The organism is Pseudomonas sp. L-22-4S-12 (assembly GCF_009799935.1).
Lineage (GTDB): Bacteria > Pseudomonadota > Gammaproteobacteria > Pseudomonadales > Pseudomonadaceae > Aquipseudomonas.
Genome location: NZ_WELL01000006.1, coordinates 1 through 19,705 on the forward strand (window position 1 = coordinate 1; position 19,705 = coordinate 19,705).

Genomic DNA, 19,705 nt, shown 5'->3' on the forward strand with positions numbered 1-19,705 from the left:
GCTCCTATCCCAAACCCCCGATCATCGTAAGATGGTCGGGGGTTTGTCTTTGCGCGACAGAAATCTAAACGAAGCCTGCTGTTGTGTGGCAGGGGCATCAGCCCCGGCGCACCGCACTATGCGCACAAAAAAGCCACCCGCAGGTGGCTTTTGCATTTCCAGGCTCTCTCAGTCCCCGCGGTATTCGCAGCCGCTGGTACAGGTTTCCTTGATGCAGATGCGCGAGAGCTCCGGCAACAGCGGTTTGAGCTGTTGCCAGATCCACTTGGCGAGGTTTTCGCTGGTCGGGTTTTCCAGGCCTGGGATGTCGTTCAGGTAATTGTGGTCGAGCTGTTCGTAGATAGGCTTGAAGATGGCCTTGATCTCCGAGAAGTCGCGAATCCAGCCGGTGTAAGGGTCCACTTCGCCTTCGATATAGATGGCGGCGCGAAATGAGTGGCCATGCAGGCGGCCGCACTTGTGGCCTTCCGGCACATGCGGCAGGCGGTGGGCGGATTCGAAAATGAATTCTTTGAACAGTTCCAAGATCTGACGCTCTTCGAAGGGGGTGGCCGCGAGGGGCGGCCAAAGCAGGTGGCCAGTTTAACAGCTCACCCTGCGCTTGGCCCCCACCGTCAGTGCTGGATCTGGCGCAGGCGCTGCAGTTCGGCCTTGAGCCAGTCGGCCGAATTCTGCTTCTGACCGTTGCAGCTGACCTGGTAGGGGGTGCCGCTGAAGCTGCTCTCCGTGGCGGCACGGGCTATGAAGGTTTCTGCCGAGTCGACCAGACCCTTGTCATTCAGGTAATCGAGTTTTTTCTGCAGATGGGCGCGCGCATCCTTGGGGCTGTGCTCGCTGCCGTTGCGGATGAAGTTGCAGCCACTGCTCTCGACGAAGCGGAGCAGGCCATCGACTTCCTGCTGACCCTGCGCGTCCAGGGCCGCTTCGGCATTGCTCAGCAAGCACAGGCTTGCACAGGCAAGCCAGAGCGTTTTGCGGGGTGTCATGGATACAGTCCTTTGCTGGGGGTTAGAGCGGTTGGAGCCGGTCAGCCAGACGGCCGCTGTCGGCCAGCTCGAGAAACTCGTCGCCGAGTCGTTCGCTCTCGGCCATGGCCTGGCGCCAGTAGCGTTCGCGTCCGCCATCGTCACCGAGGAAGCGCTTGAAGTCGCTGCGGTCCGGCAGTTTGCCATGCGGCAGCGCCGCCAGGTATTCCCGTGAAGGGGAGAGCAGCAGCACATCCTGCAGCTGTTCGGGGTTGCCGCGGCGCCAGGGCAGGCTCTTATCGAACCAGCCGGGAATGACCTTGTCGGTGAAGTGCGGGTAGAGCACCACGCCATCACCGACATAGGGTAGATCCAGGTGATAGTCGAGCAGGCCGCCATCACGGTAGGCGCCGGGCTCCAGGCCCGGGATCTCGCGGATGGCCTCCATCACCATGGGGATGGATCCCGAAGCCAGCAGTGCATGGCGCAGGTTGCCGCCGTCGAGCGCATGAAAATGCGAGCGGAAGTCCTTCAGCTTCGCCAGCGGTGGTGCCTGGCGCGCATCGTGGAGAATGACTCGGTCGAAGTGGCGGGCCAGGCGCTGGCGGGCCAGCAGGTTATTGCCGATGACGGAAGACAGGCCCAGGCCCAGCTTGGCCTTGTGATCGTGCTGCATCAGGCCGTGGCTCTTGACCACCACGATATTCAGACGATACAGCGGGTTGTCCAGAATGGCAGCATCCTGCCCTTCGAGCAGGTCGTCGAGCAGTTGCACGCAGCTGCGCGAAACCTCGGCCATGCTCACGTCCTTGGCGAAGCGCTGGCTGGTATACAGCTCACCGAGGCGGCGGATACCCGCGCAGGCATCCGGCAGGCAGGCGCTGGCGAAGCGCCAGGAGCCGATCGAGGCACCGATCAGCGCGCGTTCCCGTGGGGCCCGCGGCAGCCAGTCACCGAACAGCGCCAGGTCCAGGCCCTGGATGCCCAGGCCCTTCGGACCGCCTGCCGCACCGGGCAGAATGCCGACATCGGCCGGCTGCAGGCCGCGCTCGCGGATGCGTGCGAGTGCGCGCTTGCCGGCGCGCAGGCTGAGGGCGGGTGACTTGATCTGGATGCTGCTCATACGGGTCTCCATGGGGCAAGCCAGCGATTATAGTGCGCTGCATTTCCAGGCCAAGCAGGTTCAGCCCGTGAATGATGCGCTCATCGCGCATGTGCTGGGGGCAGGATGAATTCAGCTTGAATTAAGTCGGCCTGGGTATCTTGGCTCTCGTAGCAAGCCAATAGCCTTCCCCAAGGAGAACCACCATGAACAAGTTGACTGCCCTGTTTGCCGTTGCCGCCCTGACTTCTGCCGGCATTGCCCAGGCTCGCGATCTGGGTCCGGATGAAGCCCTGAAACTGCGTGATGCGGGTACCATCCAGTCGTTCGAAAAGCTCAATGCCGCGGCCATGGCCAAGCATCCGGGCGCGACTGTCGAGGATACCGAGCTGGAACAGGAACATGGCCGCTATATCTATCAGGTCGAGCTGCGTGACGCCCAAGGCGCGCAGTGGGATCTGGACCTGGATGCCAGCACCAGCGAGGTGCTGCAAGATCAACGAGATGACTGATGAAATTCGTGGCACGTTATAGCGGCATCGTCGCCCTGGTCCTCGCCGTACTGGCCCTGCAGGTGCAGGCGCGCGACCTGGACCATGACGAGGCGCTGCGCCTGCGCGAGAAGGGCGCGATCCTGCCCCTGGAGCAGCTGATGCAGCCGGCCCTGGAGCGTTACCCCGGGGCCACCTTGCTGGAGGCCGAGCTGGAAGAGGAGGATGAAGTGCGGGTTTACGAGGTCGAGTTGCTGACGGTCGACGGCAGGGTGCGCGAACTGGAGCTGGATGCCCGCAATGGTCGCATCCTGAAGGACGAGGTGGAGGACTGATGCGCCTGTTGCTGGTTGAGGATCATGTGCCGCTGGCCGACGAGCTGATCGCCGGCCTGGGGCGCCAGGGCTACGCGGTGGACTGGCTGGCCGACGGCCGCGATGCGGTCTACCAGGGCGCCAGCGAACCCTATGACCTGATCATTCTCGATCTGGGCCTGCCCGGCAAACCCGGCCTGGAGGTATTGCGCGAGTGGCGCAGTTCGGGCCTGAGTACCCCGGTGCTGATCCTCACCGCTCGCGGCTCCTGGGCCGAGCGCATCGACGGCCTCAAGGCCGGGGCCGACGACTACCTGACCAAGCCCTTTCACCCGGAAGAACTGGCCCTGCGCATCCAGGCCTTGCTGCGCCGCGCCCACGGCTTGGCCAACCAGCCGCAGCTGGAAGCCGCCGGCTTGCAGCTGGACGAAGGGCGCCAGTGCGCGACGCGCGAGGGTGAAGAGATCGAGCTGACTGCGGCCGAGTTCCGTCTGCTGCGCTACTTCATGTTGCACCCGGGGCAGATCCTGTCGAAGAGCCATTTGGCCGAGCACCTGTACGACGGCGAGACCGAGCGCGACTCGAATGTGCTCGAGGTGCACGTCAATCGCCTGCGCGGCAAGCTCGGCCGCGAAGTGATCGAAACCCGCCGCGGCCAGGGTTATCGCTTCACCGGGGTGACCGGGTGAAGTCGATCCAGCGCCGCCTCAGTCTCGGTCTGGCCGGGGCCCTGCTGGTCGTGGGCCTGGCGCTGGCGCAGACCAGCCTGTGGCTGTTCGATCACAGCCTGCGCGGCTATCTGGAAGCGGGCCTGCGCGATGAAGCCGAGGCCCTGCTGATTGCCATCGTGCGGGGCCCGCAGGGCCTGCAGCTGGACGAGCGGCGCCTGACCTCGGCCTACCAGCGGCCCTTTTCCGGGCTGTATTTCCGTATCGACTTCGCCGACAAGACCTGGCGCTCGCGCTCGCTGTGGGATCGCCAGCTCGACCAGGCTGCCAGAGCGGGGCTGCAACCGGGCCTCGGCGACGGCCCGCGTGGCCAGCAGCTGCTGCGCTTTCGCGCCGATTACCAGCGCCACGGCGAGCGGTTCGCCATAGTCGTGGCGCAGGATTACACGCCGATCCTGCAGAGCTTCCGGCGGATCCAGTGGATCGGCCTGGGCCTGGGCGCCGCCGCCTTGCTGCTGATCCTGCTGGCGCAGCGCTATACGGTACGCAGCGCATTGCGCCCGCTGGAGCAGGTGCGCCAGCAGATCGCGCAGTTGCAGCAGGGCCGGCGCAGCGAGCTGGACAGCACGGTACCGCAGGAGTTGGAGCCCCTGGTGACCCAGGTCAACCACCTGCTGGCCCACACCGAGGACACTCTCAAGCGCTCGCGCAACGCCCTGGGCAACCTGGGCCATGCGCTGAAGACGCCGCTGGCGGTGCTGGTCAGCCTGGCTAACCGCGCGGAGTTGGACGCTCAGCGCGAGCTGCGCAGCGGCCTGCTCGAACACCTGGCGCAGATCGAACAGCGCCTGGCCCGCGAGCTGGGGCGCGCGCGCCTGGCCGGGGAGGTATTGCCGGGCGCGCATTTCGATTGTGCGCAGGAGCTGCCCGGCCTGCTGAGCACCCTGCAGATGATCCATGACCGCGGCTTGCAGCTGGACTGGCAGGCCGCCGCCGGTCTGCGTCTGCCCTGGGACCGCGAGGACATGCTGGAACTGCTGGGCAACCTGCTGGACAACGCCTGCAAGTGGGCCGCCAGTCGCGTGCGCCTGAGCCTGGCGGCAACGGCGAGCGGCTACAGCGTGCTGGTCGACGACGATGGACCGGGTATTGCCGAAATCCGCCGCGGCGAGGTACTAGGGCGCGGCGTGCGCCTGGACGAGCAGGTCGCCGGCCACGGCCTGGGCCTGGGCATCGTGCGCGATATCGTCGAGGCCTGGGGCGGCAGCATTGAGCTGCACGACAGCCCCTGGGGCGGCCTGCGGGTGGCCATCGAGTTGCCGCAGCGCAAGGCTCGCTAAAGCCGCCCCTGCCAATGGCCGCCTGTTACATGCCGTTGGCGAAGGCGCCCTGGTTGAGGTCGATTGAGGCGCGTACCTGTTGCAGCGCCCGGGCGTACTTGGCGAGGATGTCCAGGGCGTAGTCGATGCGCTTGCGCAGGCGCTGGTCGTCCTCGCTGGCGGGTTGCGCCTGGTTCAGTACGGTCTCCACATGACGCACGATCAGGTGTTCCGGCAGGTAGCAGAGGCGGCAGTTCTTGTAGCTGGAGGCGCGCAGTTCGCTGATCGGATAGGCGCCACCGATGCCCGAGGAAATCCCGACCAGCAGGCCCGGCTTGTGCCCCAGCTCGGCTTTGCCGGCATACAGGAAGAAGTTCTTCAGCGCCGGCGCGGCCATGCCGTTCCACTCGGGGGCGATCACCACCACGGCGTCGGCACCCTGCAGCAGCGGCTGGTACTCGGCCCACGGGCCGTTGTCGTCGGCCGGCCAGAGCGGCAAGGGCTGCCGGCCGAGGTCGAGCACGGTGGTACTGCCCGCGGTACTCAGGCCCAGTTCGATCATGCGCCGGCCCAGGTAGCGGGCGACCTTGGCGGATTGGCTGTCAGTGCGGCTGGAGCCGGCGAGCAGAACGATATTCAGCATGCGGTGGATCTCGGCAGGGGAAGGTGGCGGCAGAGGCTAGCGGGCGCTCTGCGCCGGGGCAAGGGCCGTGGCGCCAGGCGCAGGGACGGCAGGCGTCAACCTGGCGCCATTGCGGCGCCAGGGGCTGGCGATCAGACGCGGAACTGGTCCATCAGCCCTTGCTGATGGTTGGCCAGGCTGTTCAGCGACTGGCTGACCCGGGCCGATTCCTCGGCCTGGCCGGAGAGGGTCTCGGTGACATCGCGGATGCTCGCCACGTTGCGGTTGATCTCCTCGGCCACCGCGCTCTGCTCCTCGGCGGCACTGGCGATCTGCAGGTTCATGTCGCTGATCACACTGACCGCGTCACCGATGCGGCGCAGCGCGCCGACTGCCTGTTCGACCTGCTCGACGCTGCCCTGGGCCTGCTTGTGGCTGCTGTGCATGGAGCCAACCACTTCGCGGGTGCCATGCTGCAGGCCCTCGATCACTTGGCGGATTTCCTCCACCGAGTCCTGGGTGCGCTTGGCCAGGTTGCGCACCTCGTCGGCCACCACGGCGAAGCCGCGCCCGGCCTCGCCGGCGCGCGCCGCTTCGATCGCGGCGTTGAGCGCCAGCAGGTTGGTCTGGTCGGCAATGGCGCGGATCACCTCCAGCACCGAGCCGATCTGTTCGCTGCTGCTGGCCAGGCCTTCGACTTCCTGCATGGCCGCGTTCAGTTCGCCGGCCAGCTGTTCGATGGACAGGGTGGTGCGATCGATCACTGCCAGCCCCTCGCGGGTTGCCGCATCGGCGCCGCGGGCGGCGTCGGCGGCCTGCGAGGCGCTGTTGGCGACGTCATGGGCGGTGGCGCTCATCTCGTGGGAGGCGGTGGCCACCTGGTCGACTTCGCGGAACTGCTGCTGCATGCCGGCGCTGGTCTGGCTGGCGATGGCGGCGGACTGGTCGGCGGTGTGGCGGGCGTCCTGCACGCTGTGTTTGACGTCGGCGATCACCGGCTGCAGCTTGTCAAGGAAACGGTTGAACCAGCCGGCCAGGGTGCCCAGCTCGTCGGCCCTGGCGTAGTCGAGGCGGCGGGTCAGATCACCTTCGCCGCTGGCGATGTTCTGCAGCATGGCGGCCACCTGGAGAATCGGTCGGGTCACGCCGCGGGCGGTCAGCCACATCAGCAGTGCGCCGAGCAGGATGGCGATCAGGGCCAGGGTCAGGGATATCAGGGTGTCGCCGGTGCGCTGCTGGTCCAGCTGTTGCTCCAGCTGATGGGCCGGGCCGAGCAGGGTGTCCATCGGCACTTCCAGCAGCACGCCCCAGGGCTTGCTCTCCGGGATCGGCAGCAGCGGTTCGAGCACGCGCAGCGTGCTGCCCTGTTCGCTGTACTGGGCCTTGCCGCTGTCGACCATGCGTTTGAGCTCGTTGCCATGCTCGGGGTAGCCGCTGGCCACGGGCTTGCCGAGCATGCCGGCATCGCGGCTGTGGCCGGCGAGCAGGCCTGCCGGGCTGATGATGCTGACATGGCCCTGGCCGTCGTACAGCTCCTGACTGGCCTTGGCGCTGAGCTGCTGCAGGCTGGCCAGGCTGATGTCCACGCCGAGTACGCCGATCACCTTGCCGTTCTGCTCGAGGGGGAAGGCGATGCTGGTCATCAGCACCTGCTGGCCATTGATATCGTCGTAATAGGGGTCGAGCACGCAGGCCCTGCGGCCGTCGCGCGGGCAGGTGTACCAGGCGTTGTAGGGCGTGCCGCTGGGGCCGGCGGTGGTGTCGTTGAGCATTTCCTCGCTCAGGGCCTCGGACTCCAGGGCGCCGGGCGTGCTCTGCGACCAGTAGAGGGCGAAGCGGCCGCTGTCATTGCTGCCCAGTTCGGCCTGGCTGGCGAACAGCTCGTCCTTGCCATCCAGGGCATTGGCCTCGAACACCACATAGAGGCCGAGCAGGTCGGGGTTGGCCGCCAGGGCGGTGCGCACTTGCCGGGTCAGGTCTTCGCGCAGGTCGAAGGCATCCAGAAAGCGCTTTTCCGCCTGATCCTTGAGGAACAGCACCTGGCGCGAGAAGCCCTTGCCGTACTGGTAGGCGTCCATGAAGTAGCGCTGGATGCGGATGCCTTGCAGCTCGCCGCGGGCGGCCATGCGCAGGCGCGCCGACTCGTCGAGCATCCGGCTGCTGGACGCCTTGACCAGCTCGGCGCTGCGGGTGGACTGGAATAGCGAGGCGCCGACCAGCAGCGTCACGATGGCCAGCAGGCAGAGGCCGGCGAGCAGGGTGATCTTCCATTGGATGGACAGGCTACGGGACTGCATTGGCGAGGGTCCTTATCAGTTCAGACTTCTAGCCCCAGATCGGTGCGCAGGGTGCGGGCTTGATCCGCGATGCGGCGAAATAGGCGGCTACTTGAGCTTCACGTTGAGCAGCTGAAACGGTTGCAAGAATTATGCACAGGTCGCTCAGTATTCTGCACGTTTTTACTTTTGACAGAAGCTGACCCATCGGGCAGAGTGCTGCGCTTTTTTCCTGGGCTTGCGGGCCCGCTTTATCGTCCTGATGGGAGCAAGTCATGAACGCAGTTGTGGCCGCAGTCGGCATCATGCTGATCCTCAGCCTGTGCCGGGTGCATGTGGTGGTGGCACTGATCATCGGCGCCCTGGCCGGCGGCCTGTTCGGTGGCCTGGGGATCGAGGGGGCGCTGGCCGCCTTCAACAAGGGCCTGGGGGCCGGCGCTACCGTGGCGCTGTCCTATGCGCTGCTCGGCGCCTTTGCCGTGGCCATCGCCAAGTCGGGCCTGGCCCATGCCCTGGCCGACAAGGCCCTGGCCCTGGTCGGGCGCAACCACGAGAAAGGGGCCCGCGAGGTCAAGTGGCTGCTGGTCGGCCTGCTGCTGGCGGTATCGGTAGCGTCGCAGAACATCCTGCCGATCCATATCGCCTTCATCCCGCTGCTGGTGCCGCCGCTGCTGTATGTGCTGACCAGGCTGCAGATCGACCGCCGGCTGATCGCCTGCGTGATCACCTTCGGCCTGATCACCCCCTACATGTTTCTGCCGGTGGGTTTCGGCGGGATTTTCCTCAACGACATCCTCCTGGCCAACGTGGCCAAGGGCGGGGTCGACGTGGCGGGCGTCAACGTCACCGAGGCCATGCTGATCCCGGCCATCGGCATGCTGGCCGGCCTGCTCGTCGCGGTACTCTTCAGCTACCGCAAGAAGCGCGTCTATGACCTGGAGAAGATCGAGCAGGCCGAGCAGGTCCGTGTGGTCTACAACCCGCTGAGCCTGCTGGTGGCGGCCGTGGCCGTGGCGGCGGCGTTCGTCGTGCAGCTGTGGCTGGACTCGATGATCATCGGCGCGCTGGTCGGCTTCGTGATCTTCTCGGTGTCCGGCGTGGTGCGCTGGAAAGAGGCCGATGACCTGTTCACCGAAGGCATGAAGATGATGGCCATGATCGGCTTCATCATGATCGCCGCCCAGGGGTTTGCCGAGGTGATGAATGCCACCGGCGACGTGAAGACCCTGGTGGACGCCTCCACTGCCTGGATCGGCAACAGCAAGGCCATCGGTGCGTTGCTGATGCTGCTGGTCGGCCTGCTGGTGACCATGGGCATCGGTTCGTCCTTCTCCACCGTGCCGATCATCGCCGCGATCTTCGTGCCGCTGGGCGTGCAGCTGGGCTTCAGCCCGCTGGCCATCGTCAGCATCATCGGCACCGCGGGCGCCTTGGGCGACGCCGGTTCGCCGGCTTCCGACTCGACCCTCGGGCCGACCTCCGGCCTCAATGTCGACGGCCAGCACAACCATATCTGGGACAGCGTGGTGCCGACCTTCCTGCACTACAACCTGCCGCTGCTGGCCTTCGGCTGGGGCGCGGCCATGGTGCTGTAACCCGGGCATCTGCACGGGGCGGGGGCCAAGCCGGAATCCGAGCCCCTTGGTGAACCGAGTTGCAGCCGGCCTGTCAGGCCGATGAGCAACGAGCCGGTCAAGCCCAGCAGTGCCGTGGCGGTCGATCCGGGCCGCCGGGTGGGCCAGTTGCTTAGTTGAGGTAAGCGAGTTGTGAGGAGGGCGCCTGCGGGCGCCCTTTTTCATGGGCACGGTTCGCGGCTAAAGCCGCTCCTACGGTGAACGCCTCTGTAGGAGCGGCTTTAGCCGCGAATCGCTGCCGCCCGAGCGACTCACTTTTGGCACAGACAAAAAACCCGGCCTGGGCCGGGTTCTTCGCAGCGCTTGGCGCTTCAGGGGGCGATGGCCACCAGGCCCGCCTGCTGCACCAGCTCCAGCAGCGGCTGCGGGTAGACGCCGAGGAAGAAGGCCAGCACGGCCACGAACAGCAGCATGATGCCGCCAGCGTGCTGGGCCCAGTGCATGTCGGCATCGTGGCGACGCAGGTTGGGCTGGACCAGGAACAGGGTGACCATCACCCGCAGGTAATAGAACACGCCAATGGCGCTACCCAGCACCAGCGTGCCGAGCAGCCACCACAGCTGGCCCTGGACACCTGCGGCGACCACGTAGAACTTGCCGATGAAGCCGGCGGTGAGCGGGATGCCGGCCAGCGACAGCATCATCACGGTGAGCACGGCGGTCAGGTACGGACGGCGCCAGAACAGGCCGCGGTACTCGTACAGGGCATCGCAATCGCGGCCGCTGTAGGGCGTCGACATCAGGGTGATCACGCCGAACGCGCCCAGGCTGGTCAGCACGTAGGTGGCCAGGTACACGCCGACCGCTTCCACGGCCAGGCCCTTGCTGGCGATCAGCGCCACCAGCAGGTAGCCGAAGTGGGCGATCGAGGAGTAACCGAGCAGGCGCTTGATGTTGCTCTGCAGCAGGGCCAGCAGGTTGCCGAACAGGATCGAGGCGATGGCGATCACCGTCAGCAGCTCGCTCAGCCAGCCGCCGCTGGTGACCGGCGAGATCTGGTACAGGCGCAGCAGCACGGCGAACACCGCCACCTTGCTGGCAGTGGCCAGGAAGGCCGCCACCGGCGCCGGGGCGCCTTCGTAGACGTCCGGGGTCCACAGGTGGAAGGGCACCAGCGACAGCTTGAAGGCCAGGCCGACCAGCATCATGCCGATGCCGATCTGCGCGATCAGGCTCGGCAGGCCATTGGCCGCCATCTTGCTGCCGATGCCGGCGAAGCTCAGGCTGCCGGCCTCGCCATACAGCAGGGCCATGCCGAACAGCAGGAAGGCCGAACCGGCCGCCGACAGCACCATGTACTTGATGCCGGCTTCCAGCGAACGCTTGTTGAAGAAGGCGTAGGCGATCATCCCGTAGGTCGGTACCGACAGCAGCTCCAGGCCGATGAACAGGCCGGCCAGATGCTGGGCGCTGACCAGCACCAGGCCGCCGGCGGCGGACAGCAGCATCAGCAGGTACAGCTCTTCGCGGTTGCCCGGATAGCCCTTGCCCGAATCGCCACCCAGGTAGGCGTGGATCAGCGTCACGCAGGCCAGGGTCGCGGCCAGTACCAGGGCCATGTAGTAGCAGGCGAAGTTGTCCACCAGCAGCAGCGGGGTGACTTGCAGCGGGGTGACCTTGAGCGCCGGCAGCAGCGACAGCAGGGCCAGGTTGAGGCCCAGCACCGACAGGCCGTAGGTCCAGCTGTGGTTGCGTTTCCAGGCGATCGCCAGCATCACCACAACGATGGTGGCACTGGTGATCAGCAGGGGTAGCAGGGCGATGAAGTGTTGAGTCGTCAGTTGCATAGCTCTGCTTACCGGGCCGAAACGAGTTGATTGAGAGCGCTACCCAGCCACTGCTGCACACCGGACATGGTGGCGGCGGAGGTGTCGAGCACCGGCTGCGGGTAGACGCCAAGCAGGATCAGCAGCACCGCCAGGCCCAGCACCATGACCAGCTCGCGCGGTTTCAGGCCCTGCAGGACGGTGTCCGCCTTGGCCGGGCCGAAGTAGGCGCGGTGGATCATGATCAGCGAGTAGACCGAACCGAACACCAGGCCGGTGGCGGCCAGCACGGTGACCCAGGGCGCGGCCTGGAAGCTGCCGACCAGGATCAGGAACTCGCCGACGAAGTTGCCGGTACCCGGCAGGCCCAGGGCGGCGGCGGCGAAGAACAGGCTCACCGCCGGCAGCCAGGGCATGCGTGCCCAGATGCCGCCCATCTCGCGCATGTCGCGGGTGTGCAGGCGCTCGTAGAGCTGGCCGCAGAGGATGAACAGGGCCGCCGCGGACAGGCCGTGGGCCAGCATCTGCACCACCGCGCCCTGCAGGGCGATCTGGCTGCCGGAGTAGATGGCGATCAGCACGAAGCCCATGTGCGACACGCTGGAGAAGGCCACCAGGCGCTTGATGTCGGTCTGCGCGAAGGACAGCAGGGCGCCGTAGACGATGGCGAACACGCCGAGCCACTGGGCGATCGGCGCGAACTCGGCCGAGGCATTGGGGAACAGCGGCAGGGCGAAGCGCATCATGCCGTAGGCGGCGGTCTTCAGCAGGATACCGGCCAGGTCCACGGAACCTGCGGTCGGCGCCTGGGCGTGGGCGTCCGGCAGCCAGGAGTGGAACGGCACCACCGGAAACTTCACCGCGAAGGCGATGAAGAAGCCGAGCATCAGCAGGTACTCGGTACCGGCGCTCATCTGGGTCTTCAGCAGGTCGGCGTAGTTGAAGGTCAGCACGCCGGTGCTGTTGTAGTGGACAAATACCAGGCCGAGGATGGCCACCAGCATGATCAGGCCGCTGGCCTGGGTGAAGATGAAGAACTTGGTGGCGGCGTAGATGCGGGTCTTGCCTTCGCTGCCGCTATGACCCCAGAGCGCGATGAGGAAGTACATCGGCACCAGCATCATTTCCCAGAAGAAGAAGAACAGGAACAGGTCGACGGCGAGGAACACGCCGACCACGCCGCCGAGGATCCACATCAGGTTGAGGTGGAAGAAGCCGACGCGGTTCTGGATCTCGTTCCACGAGCACAGCACGGACAGCACGCCGAGCAGGCCGGTGAGGCTGATCATCAGCACCGACAGGCCGTCCAGCGCCAGGTGCACGCTGATGCCGAAACGCTCGATCCACTGCAGCTTGAACTCGGCCGCCCATACCGGATCGGCGCCGGGAGCCGGGGCCAGGGCGAAATTGCCGGTGGCCCACAGCCACAGACCGAGGCCGAACAGCAGCACCATGCTGAGCAGGGCGATCCAGCGCGGCAGGGTGTTGCCGAAGCGCTCGCACAGCCAGCACAGCAGGCCGCCGATGAAGGGGATCAGGATTAGCCAGGGCAGAATCATGACGGGCTATTTTCCTTAATTCAGAAACAGGAGGACGGCGAGCACCAGCACGGCACCCCCGGCGATGGACGTGGCGTACCAGCGCACCTGACCGGTCTGGGCACGCGCCAGCACGGCGTTGCCGCCCCGCACCAGGCGCGGCACCAGGCCGATGCTGCGGTCGATCGGGTCACGCCCGAGCAGGCGGCAGGTTAGCAGGTAGGGCTGCACGAACAGCTTGTCGTAGAGCCAGTCGAAGCCCCAGGCGGCGAACCACCAGGCCGACAGGAAACGCCCGGGGGCGCTTTGCGCCACGGCAGCGACCAGGCTGCGCTTGCCGAGGAACAGCAGGGCGGCCAGGAGGATGCCGGCGATGGCGATGGCACCCGAGGCGATTTCCAGGCCGTGCTGGGCTTCGCCACCGGCATGGCCGACGCTCTGCGGCAGCACGCCGGCCAGCGGCGGGGAGATCAGCGCGCCGATGAAGGTCGACAGCACGATCAGCACCACCAGCGGTAGCCAGTGGGCCACGCCATGACCGGCATGGGCCTCGGTCTGCTGCTCGCCGTGGAAGGCGATGAAGATCAGGCGGAAGGTGTACAGCGAGGTCATGAAGGCACCGACCAGGCCGGCATACAGCAGCTCCTGGTGACCGCTGGCGAAGGCTTCCCAGAGGATCTCGTCCTTGGAATAGAAGCCGGCGGTGATCAGCGGCAGGGCGGCCAGGGCGGCACCGCCGACGATGAAGCTGGCATAGGCCAGCGGCAGCTTCTTCCACAGGCCGCCCATCTTGAAGATGTTCTGCTCGTGGTGACAGGCGTTGATCACCGCACCGGAGGCGAGGAACAGCAGGGCCTTGAAGAAGGCGTGGGTCATCAGGTGGAAGATCGCCGCGTCCCAGGCCTGCACGCCGAGGGCGAGGAACATGTAGCCGATCTGGCTCATGGTCGAGTAGGCGAGGATGCGCTTGATGTCGGTCTGTACCAGGGCGGCGAAGCCGGCCAGGACCAGGGTCACGCCGCCGACGATGCCGACCAGCTCGAGGATCTCCGGGGTCAGCAGGAACAGGCCGTGGGTACGGGCGATCAGGTAGACGCCGGCGGTGACCATGGTCGCCGCGTGGATCAGTGCGGAGACCGGGGTCGGGCCGGCCATGGCGTCGGCCAGCCAGGTCTGCAGCGGCAGCTGGGCGGATTTGCCGACCGCACCGCCGAGCAGCATCAGGGTGGCGATCCACAGCCAGCTGTCGCCGGCCACGTACTTCTGCGGTGCCAGCACCATCAGCTCCTGGATGTTCAGGGTGCCGAGGTGGAGGAACAGGATGAACAGGCCGATGGCCATGAACACGTCGCCGACGCGGGTGACGATGAAGGCCTTCAGCGCTGCATTGCCGTTGGGCACGTGCTTGAAGTAGAAGCCGATCAGCAGGTAGGAACACAGGCCCACGCCTTCCCAGCCGAAGTACAGCACCAGCAGGTTGTCGCCCAGCACCAGCATCAGCATGCTGAAGATGAACAGGTTGGTGTAGGCGAAGAAGCGCGAATAGCCCTCTTCGCCGCGCATGTACCAGCTGGCGAACAGGTGGATCAGGAAGCCGACGCCGGTGACCACGCCGAGCATGGTCAGCGACAGGCCGTCCAGATACAGGGTGAAGCTCGGCGCGAAGCCGGCGACGTTCATCCACTGCCACAGCACCTGGGTGAACACGCCGCCTTCCGGCGGGTTGAGGTTGAACTGCAGGATCACCCAGGCGGCGCTGAGCGCCGACAGGCCGACCGAGCCGACGCCGATCAGGGCGGACAGGTTCTCGGACAGACGACCACGGGAGAAGGCCAGGAGGAACCAGCCGAGCAGGGGAAACAGGCAAGTCAGGAATAGAAGATTCATCCGCGCATCTCGCTGGCAGCGTCGATATCGAGGGTGTGGAAGCGGCGATACAGCTGCAGCAGGATCGCCAGGCCGATGCTGGCCTCGGCGGCTGCCAGGGTGATCACCAGAATGAACATTATCTGCCCGTCGGCCTGCACCCAGCGGCTGCCGGCGACCACGAAGGCCAGGGCGGTCGCGTTCATCATCACTTCCAGGCTCATCAGTACGAACAGGATGTTGCGCCGTACCATCAGGCCGATCAGGCCGAGGCTGAACAGCACGCCGGCCAGGGCCAGGCCGTGCTCCATGGGAATCGCATTCATGGCGTTAGATCCTTAGCTTCGTGGCGGCCCAGGTGGTAGGCGGCGACCAGCGCGCCGAGCAGCAGCATGGAGGCCAGTTCGACGGCCAGCAGGTAGGGGCCGAACAGGGCGATGCCGACCGCCTTGGCGTCGACCGTGACCAGACCGATCGAGGCACCGCTGGGCGCCTGGAACAGCCCGTACAGCAGCTGGCCGAGGAGCAGGGCGGACAGAATGGCCGGACCGGTCCAGATGCCGGGCTTGAGCCACTTGCGTTCCTGCTCGGCGGCCGCCGGGCCGAGGTTGAGCATCATCACCACGAAGACGAACAGCACCATGATGGCGCCGGCGTAGACGATGATCTCCAGGGCGCCGGCAAAGGGCGCACCGAGGGCGAAGAAGGTCATGGCCACGGCGAGCAGCGAGACGATCAGGTACAGCAGGGCGTGCACCGGGTTGGTGTTGGTGATCACCCGCAGGGTCGAAGCCACGGCAACCCCCGCGGCGAAGTAGAAAGCGAATTCCATCGTTCGTCCTTAGGGCAGCAGGCCTTTCACGTTGATCGGTTCGGCCTCGTTCTGCGCGGCGCCTTTCGGCTTGCCGGCAATGGCCATACCGGCGACGCGGTAGAAGTTGTAGTCCGGGTTCTTGCCCGGGCCGCTGATGAGTAGGTCTTCCTTCTCGTACACCAGGTCCTGGCGCTTGAACTCGCCCATCTCGAAATCCGGGGTGAGCTGGATCGCGGTGGTCGGGCAGGCTTCTTCGCACAGGCCGCAGAAGATGCAGCGCGAGAAGTTGATGCGGAAGAAGTCCGGGTACCAGCGGCCGTCCGGGGTCTCGGCCTTCTGCAGGGAGATGCAGCCGACCGGGCAGGCCACGGCGCACAGGTTGCAGGCCACGCAGCGTTCCTCGCCGTCGGGGTCGCGGGTCAGGACGATGCGCCCGCGGTAGCGCGGCGGCAGGTAGACCGGTTCTTCCGGGTATTGCAGGGTGTCGCGTTTGCGGAAGCCGTGACTGAACACCATCACCAGGCTGCGCAGTTGGGTAAAGGTGCCGTGCACCACTTCCCAGATGTACTTGAGCATCGTGTGTTTCTCCTTACTGGGCCGAAGCCAGCACGAGCGCGCCGGTCACCAGCAGGTTGATCAGGGTCAGCGGCAGGCAGAACTTCCAGCTGAAGGCCATCACCTGGTCATAGCGCGGGCGCGGGATGGAGGCGCGCAGCAGGATGAACAGCATGATGAAGAAGCAGGTCTTCAGGGCGAACCAGAAGAACGGGATCTGCGGCAGGATGCCGAACGGCCCGTGCCAGCCACCGAAGAACAGCGTTACCAGCAGCGCCGAAATGGTCACGATGCCGACGTATTCGCCGACGAAGAACATGCCCCATTTCATCCCGGCGTATTCGATGTGGTAACCGTCGGCCAGCTCCTGCTCCGCTTCCGGCTGGTCGAAGGGGTGACGGTGAGTCACGGCCACGCCGGCGATGAAGAAGGTACAGAAGCCGAAGAACTGCGGAATGATGAACCACAGGTTTTCGGCCTGGTAGTCGACGATGTCGCGCATGTTGAACGAGCCGACCTGGGCGACGATGCCCATCAGCGCCAGGGCCAGGAACACCTCGTAGGACACGGTCTGCGCCGAGGCGCGCAGGGCGCCGAGCAGGGCGAACTTGTTGTTGCTCGACCAGCCGGCGAACAGCACCGCATACACCGACAGGCCGGCCATGGCGAAGAAGAACAGGATGCCGATGTTGAGGTCCGCGACATACCAGGTCGGGGTGACCGGGATGATGGCGAAGGCCATCAGCATGGCGGCGAAGGCGATCATCGGTGCCAGGATGAAGATGAACTTGTCGGCGAACGGCGGGGTCCAGTCCTCCTTGAAGAACATCTTGATCATGTCGGCGGCGATCTGGAACATGCCGAACGGACCGACCCGGTTGGGACCGTAGCGATCCTGCCACCAGCCGAGCAGGCGGCGTTCGACGAAGCTCAGCAGCGCGCCGCAGACCACCACGGCGAGCAGGATGACGATGGCCTTGAACACCGCGATGATCACGTCCACCACTTCAGGCGTGAGCCAGTTCATTGCGCGGCCTCCTGAACACCAGTCACCACGGCGCCGGCGATGAGCGGCGGGATGCCCGGCAGACCGACCGGCAGGCCGACCAGGCCGATGGCCAGCTCTTCGTTGATCTGCAGCGGCAGGCGCAGGGCCTGGCCGCCCACGGTCAGGCTGAGCAGGGCGCCTTCATGCGCGCCGAGGCGCTCGGCCTCGGCCTTGGCCAGGGCCACATAGGGCTGCGGGATGCGCTCCTGCACTGGGGCGGCGCGCGACGAGGTTTCCTCGCTGCCGAACAGGTGGTGCAGCGGCACGGCCTGCAGGGTACCCGGCGCCGGATTGAACGCCGCGGGTACGCCGAACCAGGCGAGGCTGGTGCCCTTGGCTTCGATCAGGCGCACGCCCGGATCGCCGGCACGCAGATGGCCGCCGACCTCGTCCTGGAACTTGTTCCAGGCCTGCGGCGAGTTCCAGCCCGGCGACCAGGCGAACGGAATCTGCTGACGGTCTTCCTGGCTGCCGGCATAGCCTTCCATGGAGAAGGCGAAGGCCGAGTCCGCATCCTGCGGCTGGCGCGGCTCGTGCACGCTGATGTTGGCGCGCATCGCCGTGCGGCCGCTGTAGCGGTGCGGCTCGCGGGCCAGCTTGAGGCCCTTGATGCGGAACGAGGCGCTCGGCGCGGCGCCGGTGATGCCGGCCAGCACGTTGCTGCTGGCGGCGCAGGCCTCGGTGACCTGGTCCAGCTGGGTCCAGTCCACGGGCTTGCCCTGCAGGGTGCTGTGTAGCGCATGCAGCCAGCGCCAGCCTTCGCGGATCAGGATGCTGCTGTCGTAGTAGCTCGGCTCGAACACCTGGAAGAAGCGCTGGGCACGGCCCTCGAAGCTGACCAGGGTGCCGTCGCCTTCGGCGAAGCTGGCAGCCGGCAGCACCAGGTCGGCCTTGGCGCTGGTGGCGGTCTGCTGATGGTCGGCGACTATCACCACCTTGGTCGCGGCCAGGGCGGCATCCACCTTGGCGGCGTCGGCGCGGCGGTACAGGTCGTTTTCCAGCACGATCAGGGCATCGGCCTGGCCGGCGCTGAGCGCGGCCAGGGCGGCGTCGACCGATTCGCCACCGAGCAGGACGGCGCCCATGCTGTTGGCTTCGGCGACGATCAGGCTGAGGGAACCGTTCTTCTCGCGATTCTTCAGGGCGCCGGCGATGTTGGCGGCGGCTTCGATCACGGCCTTGTTGCCCAGCGAGGCGCCGGAGACGATCAGCGGGCGCTTGGCATTCAGCAGGGCGTCGGCGATGCGCTGCACCAGCTGCGCGGCGTCGCTGTCCAGGCCGCTGACGGCCGGGGCGCTCGGGTCGATGGCGTGGGCCACGGCGAAGCCGAGGCGGGCCAGATCGTCGGGGGCGGCGTGCACGCATTCGGCGGCGACGTCATCCAGGCGGGTGGCGGCGACGCTGGCGATGAACAGCGGGTGCAGGGCGTCCTGAGCGACGTTCTGCACGGCGGCCATGTGCCAGTCCTGGATCTTCATCGAGGCGGCGATTTCGGTGGCCTTGCCCTTGACCGCCTGGCGCAGTGCCAGGGCCAGACGCGCGGCGGTCTGGGTCAGGTCTTCGCCGAGGACGAACACCGCGTCGTGGCTTTCCACCTCGCGCAGGGTCGGCGCCGGCAGCGGGCCGTTCTGCAGGATGTCGCGGATCAGCCGGGTGTTTTCCAGCTCGCCGGCGGCGATGCCGCAGTAGTAGTTGCCGGCACCGACCAGTTCACGCAGGGCGAAGTTGCTTTCCAGGCTGGCGCGCGGCGAACCGATGCCGATCACGCGCTTGCCCTTGAGCAGCTCGGCGGCCTTGTCCAGGGCCGCGTCGATGCCCAGTGGCTGGTTGCCTTGAAGCGGCTGACGCGGACGATCGCTGCGGTTGACGTAGCCGTAGCCGAAACGGCCGCGGTCGCAGAGGAAGTACTGGTTGACCGAGCCGTTGAAGCGGTTCTCGATGCGGCGGATCTCGCCGTAGCGCTCGCCGGGGCTGATGTTGCAGCCGCTGGAACAGCCGTGGCAGATGCTCGGGGAGAACTGCATGTCCCACTTGCGGTTGTAGCGCTCGGAGTGGGTCTTGTCGGTGAACACGCCGGTCGGGCAGACCTCGACCAGGTTGCCGGAGAACTCGCTTTCCAGCGTGCCGTCCTCGACGCGGCCGAAGTACACGTTGTCGTGGGCGCCGTAGACGCCCAGGTCGGTGCCGCCGGCGTAGTCCTTGTAGTAGCGCACGCAGCGGTAGCAGGCGATGCAGCGGTTCATCTCGTGGGAAATGAACGGGCCGAGCTGCTGGTTCTGGTGGGTGCGCTTGGTGAAGCGGTACCGGCGCTGGTTGTGGCCGGTCATCACCGTCATGTCCTGCAGGTGGCAGTGACCGCCTTCCTCGCACACCGGGCAGTCGTGCGGGTGGTTGGTCATCAGCCACTCGACGACGCTGGCGCGGAACTGCTTGGCCTCTTCGTCGTCGATGCTGATCCAGGTCTTGTCGGTGGCCGGGGTCATGCAGGACATGACCAGGCGGCCGCGGGTGTCGTTTTCGTCGCTGTACTGCTTGACCGCACATTGGCGGCAGGCGCCGACGCTACCGAGCGCCGGGTGCCAGCAGAAGTAGGGGATATCGAGCCCGAGGGACAGACAGGCCTGCAGCAGGTTGTCCGCACCGTCGACTTCGAAATCTTTGCCGTCTACGTGGATAGTGGCCATGGTTCAGGTTTCTTCTTACCCGCGTGAGCGGGCTTGGCTAATG

At 66.2% G+C, this 19,705-nt stretch carries 18 protein-coding genes and 1 pseudogene; 5 read left to right on the forward strand and 14 right to left on the reverse strand.

Annotated elements, in window-relative coordinates; all coding sequences use genetic code 11:
• Positions 1–168: 168 nt before the first annotated feature.
• From queD to F3I16_RS14795, 3 genes are all read right to left on the reverse strand, one after another.
• Complete coding sequence (gene queD / locus F3I16_RS14785) at positions 169–525, reverse strand: 6-carboxytetrahydropterin synthase QueD (protein WP_160494340.1); 357 nt, start codon at positions 523–525, stop codon at positions 169–171.
• An 89-nt stretch (positions 526–614) separates the two neighbouring features.
• Positions 615–986, reverse strand: a complete 372-nt coding sequence (locus F3I16_RS14790; protein WP_160494341.1) for a DUF5329 domain-containing protein — start codon at positions 984–986, stop codon at positions 615–617.
• A 22-nt stretch (positions 987–1,008) separates the two neighbouring features.
• Positions 1,009–2,088: a patatin-like phospholipase family protein gene (locus F3I16_RS14795; RefSeq protein WP_160494342.1), complete on the reverse strand. Its 1,080-nt coding sequence runs from the start codon at positions 2,086–2,088 to the stop codon at positions 1,009–1,011.
• Positions 2,089–2,273: 185 nt separating this feature from the next.
• On the opposite strand from F3I16_RS14795, the gene F3I16_RS14800 reads away from it, so the two are divergent.
• From F3I16_RS14800 to F3I16_RS14815, 4 genes are read left to right on the forward strand one after another with little or no spacing between them, the layout of a single operon-like run.
• Positions 2,274–2,579 (forward strand): PepSY domain-containing protein, encoded by a 306-nt coding sequence (locus F3I16_RS14800; protein WP_160494343.1) that lies wholly within the window; start codon positions 2,274–2,276, stop codon positions 2,577–2,579.
• On the forward strand, positions 2,579–2,893 hold the full coding sequence (locus F3I16_RS14805) for a PepSY domain-containing protein (protein ID WP_160494344.1): 315 nt from the start codon (positions 2,579–2,581) through the stop codon (positions 2,891–2,893). Before F3I16_RS14800 ends, F3I16_RS14805 begins: the two co-directional genes overlap by 1 nt.
• Positions 2,893–3,561 carry a response regulator transcription factor gene (locus F3I16_RS14810; protein ID WP_160494345.1) on the forward strand — a complete coding sequence of 223 codons (669 nt, stop codon included), beginning with the start codon at positions 2,893–2,895 and terminating at the stop codon, positions 3,559–3,561. Before F3I16_RS14805 ends, F3I16_RS14810 begins: the two co-directional genes overlap by 1 nt.
• Positions 3,558–4,880 (forward strand): sensor histidine kinase, encoded by a 1,323-nt coding sequence (locus F3I16_RS14815; protein WP_160494346.1) that lies wholly within the window; start codon positions 3,558–3,560, stop codon positions 4,878–4,880. Before F3I16_RS14810 ends, F3I16_RS14815 begins: the two co-directional genes overlap by 4 nt.
• A 25-nt stretch (positions 4,881–4,905) precedes the next feature.
• On the opposite strand, the gene F3I16_RS14820 is transcribed toward F3I16_RS14815, so the two are convergent.
• From F3I16_RS14820 to F3I16_RS21420, 3 genes and pseudogenes are all read right to left on the reverse strand, one after another.
• A complete protein-coding gene (locus tag F3I16_RS14820) occupies positions 4,906–5,502 on the reverse strand; it encodes an NADPH-dependent FMN reductase (protein WP_160494347.1) in 597 nt (198 codons plus the stop codon).
• Positions 5,503–5,633: 131 nt separating this feature from the next.
• Positions 5,634–6,389, reverse strand: a complete 756-nt coding sequence (locus F3I16_RS21415) for a methyl-accepting chemotaxis protein (protein ID WP_372239638.1) — start codon at positions 6,387–6,389, stop codon at positions 5,634–5,636.
• A 102-nt stretch (positions 6,390–6,491) separates the two neighbouring features.
• Positions 6,492–7,778: pseudogene (locus tag F3I16_RS21420) on the reverse strand (HAMP domain-containing protein); the annotation flags it as partial.
• A gap of 254 nt (positions 7,779–8,032) precedes the next feature.
• Here F3I16_RS21420 and F3I16_RS14830 point away from each other — a divergent pair.
• Positions 8,033–9,352, forward strand: a complete 1,320-nt coding sequence (locus tag F3I16_RS14830; protein ID WP_160494349.1) for a Na+/H+ antiporter family protein — start codon at positions 8,033–8,035, stop codon at positions 9,350–9,352.
• Positions 9,353–9,702: 350 nt separating this feature from the next.
• On the opposite strand, the gene nuoN is transcribed toward F3I16_RS14830, so the two are convergent.
• Genes nuoN through nuoG form a run of 8 tightly spaced genes read right to left on the reverse strand, consistent with a single transcriptional unit; the run spans position 9,703 to position 19,662 of the window.
• Positions 9,703–11,178 carry an NADH-quinone oxidoreductase subunit NuoN gene (nuoN, locus tag F3I16_RS14835; protein WP_160494350.1) on the reverse strand — a complete coding sequence of 492 codons (1,476 nt, stop codon included), beginning with the start codon at positions 11,176–11,178 and terminating at the stop codon, positions 9,703–9,705.
• A gap of 8 nt (positions 11,179–11,186) precedes the next feature.
• Entirely contained in the window at positions 11,187–12,716 is a 1,530-nt protein-coding gene (gene nuoM / locus F3I16_RS14840) for an NADH-quinone oxidoreductase subunit M (protein WP_160494351.1), read from the reverse strand.
• Positions 12,717–12,731: 15 nt separating this feature from the next.
• Positions 12,732–14,582, reverse strand: coding sequence for an NADH-quinone oxidoreductase subunit L (gene nuoL, locus F3I16_RS14845; protein ID WP_160494352.1), 1,851 nt, complete (start codon positions 14,580–14,582; stop codon positions 12,732–12,734).
• Positions 14,579–14,887, reverse strand: coding sequence for an NADH-quinone oxidoreductase subunit NuoK (nuoK, locus tag F3I16_RS14850; RefSeq protein ID WP_160080851.1), 309 nt, complete (start codon positions 14,885–14,887; stop codon positions 14,579–14,581). The genes nuoL and nuoK overlap by 4 nt, the downstream gene beginning before the upstream one ends.
• Positions 14,884–15,393: an NADH-quinone oxidoreductase subunit J gene (gene nuoJ, locus F3I16_RS14855; protein WP_160494353.1), complete on the reverse strand. Its 510-nt coding sequence runs from the start codon at positions 15,391–15,393 to the stop codon at positions 14,884–14,886. Before nuoJ ends, nuoK begins: the two co-directional genes overlap by 4 nt.
• 9 nt (positions 15,394–15,402) lie before the next feature.
• Positions 15,403–15,951: an NADH-quinone oxidoreductase subunit NuoI gene (gene nuoI, locus F3I16_RS14860; protein ID WP_160491034.1), complete on the reverse strand. Its 549-nt coding sequence runs from the start codon at positions 15,949–15,951 to the stop codon at positions 15,403–15,405.
• A 13-nt stretch (positions 15,952–15,964) separates the two neighbouring features.
• Positions 15,965–16,957, reverse strand: a complete 993-nt coding sequence (nuoH, locus tag F3I16_RS14865; RefSeq protein WP_160494354.1) for an NADH-quinone oxidoreductase subunit NuoH — start codon at positions 16,955–16,957, stop codon at positions 15,965–15,967.
• Entirely contained in the window at positions 16,954–19,662 is a 2,709-nt protein-coding gene (gene nuoG / locus F3I16_RS14870) for an NADH-quinone oxidoreductase subunit NuoG (protein WP_160494355.1), read from the reverse strand. Before nuoG ends, nuoH begins: the two co-directional genes overlap by 4 nt.
• Positions 19,663–19,705 lie beyond the last annotated feature (43 nt).